This window comes from uncultured Megasphaera sp. (genome assembly GCF_958350005.1).
Taxonomy (GTDB): domain Bacteria; phylum Bacillota; class Negativicutes; order Veillonellales; family Megasphaeraceae; genus Megasphaera.
Map to the genome: position 1 here is coordinate 1 of NZ_CATWFF010000178.1, position 3,983 is coordinate 3,983.

The window sequence follows — 3,983 nt, forward strand, 5'->3', positions numbered from 1 at the left end:
GAGCCCACCACGCATAAGGCGGAAACGTACTGCGGACCATGGTGGGACTTTTTTTTATGGAGGCATGTTGATGGATTTAAAACCGGCCCTTACATATGATGAACAAATCGACCGCTTGACTAATGTCCACAATCTTACAATCTCTTCAAAGGATGCTGCCATTTCGATTCTAAAAAGAGTAAATTATTACCGACTAAGCGGTTATGGTATTGGTCTCAAAAAAATAGACAATGTCGAAGAATATGTGGATGGCATTTCTTTGACGCATATCTATCGACTTTACCAATTTGACAGCTTGCTTCGCAATACATTAATTCACCTAATTGAACAGCTGGAAATCCAGCTTCGTACGCAGCTTTCGTATTATCTTGCTTTAACATATGGCGCAGAAGGATATATGGATGCCTCCAATTTTCTTGATAAAAGGAATAAGTACCATCACTCCATTCATGAAATCCTCATAGAAAAATTTAAGAACGAATGTAAACGACAAAAAAACGTACCTTTCGTCAAGCATCACGCCACACAGTACAATGGGCATTTCCCTATTTGGGTCGCTATCGAGCTTTTTACCTTTGGTAATCTGTCTTCCCTATACAGTATTTTAACCATGGAAGATAAAAAACAAATTGCTTCTCTTTATCATACAAAGCCTCAGTACCTGAGCAGCTGGATTCTTTCATTAGTCGAAATACGCAATATTTGTGCACATTATGGCCGTCTTTATAATATGCCGCTAAAGCAAACACCTCGCTTGTATTCAGATGTATCCAACTATGTGCAGCCAAAATCCAATAAGCTCTTCCCTGTCCTCGTCGCTATCAGGCGAATGCTAGACGCGAATGACCAATGGCAGGAATTTGAACAGGCACTTGAAAAGATCATAAATGAGTATACAGATGTGATTCGCCTTTCCTTTATGGGATTTCCTAAAAACTGGAAAGATGCGTTAAGATAATATGAGATTTTATTCTTTACGCATCCTTGTCCCCCATACAAACCTTTGCCTATTGACAATATACGTAGTGATTTTTATACTTTTAGTATATCTATCAGAAATATAAAATTGTGGGGAAGGATGACTTCATATGAAATATAAAGCGCTGCAGGCAGCAGTTCCGTATACGCTGCCTATTTGCGCCGGTTTTCTGTTTATTGGTATGTCTTACGGATTTCTCATGGCCAGCAAAGGCTTTTCCGTGTGGTATCCCTTTTTTATGAGCATGCTTATTTTCGCCGGTTCCATGGAATTCGTCACCATCCCCTTGCTGCTGGCGCCTTTTAATCCGCTGAATGCCTTTATTCTGACGCTCATGGTCAATGCACGCCATTTATTTTACGGCATTTCCATGCTCGAGCCGTACCGCCATACGGGCTGGCTCAAGCCGTACCTCATTTTCGGCATGTGTGACGAGTCCTTTTCCATCAACTGCACCGTCGTGCCGCCGTCTGACGTGAGCCGGCCGTGGTTTATGTTTTTCGTTACCGTTCTCAACCATATCTACTGGGTTGCCGGCGCTGTCTTGGGCGGCCTGCTGGGCTCATGGATTCAATTTGACACGACAGGCATCGAATTCGTCATGACCGCCCTGTTTACGGTCATGTTCGTCAGCCAGTGGCAGCGCAGAGAAGCACGCCGTCCGGCCTTAGCCGGCGTGGCCTGTACCCTGGTCTGCCTGCTTCTCTTTGGCAGTCAGCAGTTTCTCATTCCGGCCATGATACTTATTACGCTGTATTTTCTGTGGAACAGACACCGGGCCAGCCAGAACGGCACCGTAGAGGAGGCTTAGACTATGACGACAACAGAAATGATGCTGACCATTGCCGTCGTTGTGCTGGGCACGATGACCACACGGTTTCTGCCGTTTATTCTCTTTGCCAAAGGGCAGCCGCCGGCATTCATTTCCTACCTGGGCCGGGTTCTGCCGCCGGCGGTCATTGGCCTGCTCATCGTCTTCTGCCTGAAAGACGCCGTATTTTCCTCTTCCCACGGGCTGCCGGAACTTATTGGCATCGCCGCCGTTGCCGTCATGTACCGGCTGTGGAACAATACGCTCCTCAGCATTGGTGCCGGCACCGTACTGTACATGGTTCTCCGCCAGGTTCTCTGGCCCTGATATTTATACCATATATGCCCATCATCTATAGGTATTCTCACATCGCTTGTGCTATAATTAAGACCATGAATATTGCCATCACAGGTTTTACGAAGGGAGCACTGATACATGAACGCAGTATTCGTTGACTTTGAAATGAATCCTATTGGACGGAAACAGAAAGAAGCCCGCCGCATCTGCAAGGGAGAAATTATTGAAATCGGCGCTGTAAAAATCAATGAAGCCGGCGAAGAAATTTCTTCATACAAGGAATATGTCCGGCCGGAATATACGACAGAAATGAATGCGACCTGTCAGGAACTGACGGGCATTACCATGGATATGCTCGCCGATGCGCCCCATTTTACGCCGGCATTTCATCATTTTCTCGACTGGTGCCGCGAATCGAATGACGACAATTACGAAATGTACGCCTGGAGTGAAAACGACTGGCGCCAGCTGACCTGCGAAATGCGTCTGAAACAGCTGGATATGACCGACGACCGCGTCCGCTGGATGCTCGACCACTGGCAGAACTTCCAGCAGATTTACTGTAATCTCTTGGGACTGGACAAGGTCATTTCCCTGGATAAGGCAGTCAGCACGCTGGGAGAAACCTTTGACGGACAAATGCATGACGCCCTGTGGGATGCCCGCAACACGTCCAAACTCTACGTACTGTCTCAGAAACGCGAAGAATTCCGCGATATTATGCAGCCTATTATCGACGCAACCAAACCGGCAGAACCGCTGACGTTCTCGTTGGCCGACGCTTTCCGCGCCGCCCGCCGGTAAGCTTTCCACTACACCGCCGAAAGAGAGGGATCTGCCGTGGACGAAACAGGTTCCCGCATACTCTATATTTTCATCGACATAATTCTGCCCCTGGCCGTGGGCTACGGCATCAAGCAGAAAGGTCTCCTGTCTCCGCAGCAGTGCAATACGTTGATTCGCTTCAACATCATCGTCGTCATGTCCATTCTGACGCTGCTGAGCTTCTGGGTTCTGCCGCTGCAGGCCGAGCTGCTGTCACTGCCTTTTTTCGCCTTTTTCAACGCCCTGGTTCCGCTGGCCGTAATCCTGGGCCTTAGGCTGCACCGCCGCTTTTCTTCCCGCCTGGACCGGGGCAGCTACCTCGTCACGGCCATGCCATCCAACACGACGGCCCTCGGCGGCCTGTGCGGTTATCTGCTGTACGGGGAAATCGCCTTTGCCTATTCTCAGATCATTGGCATTTTCCAGAATCTGGTCATGTTTTTTATCCTCTTCCCCATGGGGTACTATTACCAGCACAGTGGGAAAGGCAGTCATGTACTGACCTTTTTCAGGGACAACTGGAAAAACGTATTTATCAACTGGAATCAGCTGTCCCTCGTCTTTATCGCTGCCGGTATTGTCCTGTATACTGCCGGTGTGCCGCGGCCGGCTGTGTTGGGCGAGCTGTTTCAGGACCTCATCCACGTCAGCGCCTGGTCGGCCCTGCTGCCCATTGGCTATCTCATTGATTTCAGCCATCTGAAGCAGTACTGCCGGCCTACGCTCAACCTGATTCCGCTAAAGCTGGTCGTCACGCCGCTGCTGTCGTATCTGCTGGCCGTCCAGATGACAGACAATCCGGTGCTGCTGGGATCGCTGCTGATCATTATGGGATCGCCCTGCGCCATTAACGCCCTCATTACGGCCCGGCTGTACGGTCTGAATGTCAACCTGGCCATGGCGCCGTTTATTACGACGACAGTACTGTATATTTTCCTCTGGTATCCCCTGTTTTATCTCCTCGTCATTACAGGATACCTGCCGTTTCGGTAAGATCCATACGAATAAAGCACAACGGGGCTGTAACAAAATGGCCTCATCAAAAAAACGGATTCAGATATCTGAGTCCGT

The 3,983-nt window shown here is 48.9% G+C and carries 5 protein-coding genes; all 5 read left to right on the forward strand.

What is annotated here, in order from left to right; translation table 11 throughout:
• Positions 1–958: Abi family protein (locus Q3886_RS08960; protein WP_301861069.1), on the forward strand; the 958-nt coding region annotated here is incomplete at its 5' end.
• A gap of 130 nt (positions 959–1,088) precedes the next feature.
• Positions 1,089–1,790 carry an AzlC family ABC transporter permease gene (locus tag Q3886_RS08965; protein WP_301861071.1) on the forward strand — a complete coding sequence of 234 codons (702 nt, stop codon included), beginning with the start codon at positions 1,089–1,091 and terminating at the stop codon, positions 1,788–1,790.
• Between the two features lie 3 nt (positions 1,791–1,793).
• Positions 1,794–2,117 (forward strand): branched-chain amino acid transporter permease, encoded by a 324-nt coding sequence (locus Q3886_RS08970; RefSeq protein ID WP_301861073.1) that lies wholly within the window; start codon positions 1,794–1,796, stop codon positions 2,115–2,117.
• Between the two features lie 108 nt (positions 2,118–2,225).
• Positions 2,226–2,891 (forward strand): 3'-5' exonuclease, encoded by a 666-nt coding sequence (locus Q3886_RS08975; protein ID WP_301861075.1) that lies wholly within the window; start codon positions 2,226–2,228, stop codon positions 2,889–2,891.
• A 36-nt stretch (positions 2,892–2,927) separates the two neighbouring features.
• Positions 2,928–3,905: an AEC family transporter gene (locus Q3886_RS08980; protein WP_301861077.1), complete on the forward strand. Its 978-nt coding sequence runs from the start codon at positions 2,928–2,930 to the stop codon at positions 3,903–3,905.
• The last annotated feature ends 78 nt before the right edge of the window (positions 3,906–3,983 follow it).